General features: G+C 39.3%; 1 protein-coding gene and 1 pseudogene. Both read right to left on the bottom strand.

Annotation, left to right across the window (positions count from 1 at the left end; translation table 11 throughout):
* Positions 1-613: pseudogene (locus tag ACH2DQ_RS06665) on the bottom strand (hypothetical protein); the annotation flags it as partial.
* 24 nt (positions 614-637) lie between these two features.
* Positions 638-1,168 carry a V4R domain-containing protein gene (locus ACH2DQ_RS06660; RefSeq protein WP_395026061.1) on the bottom strand — a complete coding sequence of 177 codons (531 nt, stop codon included), beginning with the start codon at positions 1,166-1,168 and terminating at the stop codon, positions 638-640.
* Between the last annotated feature and the right edge of the window lie 459 nt (positions 1,169-1,627).

Genomic DNA, 1,627 nt, shown 5'->3' with positions numbered 1-1,627 from the left:
CATAATATACCTGGTTGGTTATATCTCTGAGATACTGCTTTGCCTTGTCTGTACTCCCCACTTCCAGCAGGCTGCCCAGGCACAACAGATGATTTTTTATATCATGCTGATACCCCCTGATTTCCCGGTTCATATGAACCATTGATTTATAATGATTTACCTGGTTCTCCATCTCTTGTTCCAGAAGCTGCTTTTCTGTTTCCAGAATCTGCTTTTCCATTTCTGCATTCCGTTTAGCGATCTCCGCCCGTTTGCTAAGCTGGGACACCATAATCTTGAATGCCTGGGAAAATTCCCCCAGATACTGGATCTGTATATTAAAATTTCCTTTTGCAACCTGCATTGTCTGCCATGTGATATGGCTGAGCTTAGCCTGTAAGTCTTTTAAGGGACCCAACAGCGGATTGTCCCTTTCCATTTTCCTGTCCAGAATGCCATCTGCCATCTCCCCTGTGTATTCATATGCCTTCATGACGGAATTGCCCAGAAATACTAAATTTTCGGAGAACTCCCTGTATTGCAGATCCAGTTCCTTCGGATCCAGGTAAGCAGCAGACTGGTTATACAAAACATGATCCACATATTCCTGCATCTGTTCTAAGTTCTTATCCATAAAACATCACCTGCAATCCTGAATTTATACGTCCTTTACAGCCTCAAACCTGCAGACGCGGTCCCCCTTTGCCCAGCAGTCAATTTCCGTAACCGTATAGGACTGACCGGTATATTCCTGCAGTATGCCGTTGAGAAATCCCTCATCATAATTGCAAACAGCCATTCCCAGTACCGGAAGGCCGGAGCAATCCACATCCTCACTGATTGTAAAAACCGCTTTTCGGTTTCCTTCATCAAAAGCTTCTATACGCAGAATCCCTATCTTGTACTCTGACAAAATATTCTGCAGATGGATCAAAAAAGAATCCCTTTCCAGTGACAGATCCAGGACCTTTTTTGCAAACTCCGTCCCTGCTTTTTTTCCGCATTCCCGCAGTATGCGAATGGTCTCTTCCTGACCAAATTTCTGCTCTAGTGTATCCCTCATGCTGTACATAAATAAGCGATAAACAATTACCGGCATTTCCGAGCCCAAATTCTTTCGCCCGGTCCGCACATCCCCCAGAATTTCCAAAGAATAAATATCCGGTTTTCTCTTTTCAAATTTTTGCATCGTAACCATCTCTTTCATTCCCTTACGTTAAGCTGCTGCCATCCGTCTTAAAACGATGTATCCGGCATTTTCAGCTTACATTTGGGTTAATTTGTAATGCAAATATTTTTATAACAAAATTATTGTTATGTTGTAAAAAAGCCTCCTGTTTTGGGGTTAACAATTGCATAGGGTATGATTTTATTCTAAAATTATTGTGTTTTGAGATATTTTATAATGAAAATTACCAGATTTTTCAGATCTTAAAAGAATAGGTTGTTAAGGTCTTTTTTTGCTGTCTGAATATAAATTCAGATACAAAAATAAGAAGGGGGGTGCCAAAATATTACATTTTTCTATTGACAACATCCCTGTAAAATGATAGTATATATCATGATTTTACATATTTTTCCATATGCCGATATTTTTTTACAACATAACAATAATTATGTTGTATTTTTTATTCTATATCTTTATATC

Source organism: Robinsoniella sp. (assembly GCF_034124845.1).
The sequence above is the reverse complement of the archived record's forward strand: the minus strand, read 5'-3'. Positions and strand labels throughout refer to the sequence as shown.

Excerpts from the sequence above, each read along its gene's own strand:
- ACH2DQ_RS06660 (WP_395026061.1), bottom strand. The coding sequence starts at position 1,168 with ATGCAAAAATTTGAAAAGAGAAAACCGGATATTTATTCTTTGGAAATT.